Source organism: Cupriavidus sp. 8B (assembly GCF_054589115.1).
On the sequence record NZ_BAAILO010000320.1, the window covers coordinates 1 to 296 of the forward strand.

Consider the following 296-nt stretch of genomic DNA (forward strand, 5'->3'; position numbering starts at 1 on the left):
TTCTTCTTCACCAATCCCCGCTTCTACGCGCGGCTGGAGACCTGGATCGTGACGATCCGCAAGCTCAACGGCGCGATCTGGATGGCAACGCAATCGTTGCAGCAGATCGCACGTGTCGCGGACTTCGAAATCCTCAAGGACAACATCGCCAACATCCTCTACCTGCCCAACAGCCAGGCCAGTACCAGCAAGGACCTGTATTGCGACGTGTTCGGCCTCACCAACGATCAGGTGAAGATGATTGCCGAGGCGGTGCCCAACCGGGACTACCTCTGGACCACCAAGGCACAGACCCG

General features: G+C 58.8%; 1 pseudogene. It reads left to right on the forward strand.

What is annotated here, in order from left to right:
* Window positions 1–296, forward strand: a pseudogene (locus ACYP5B_RS32115) (VirB4 family type IV secretion system protein); the annotation flags it as partial.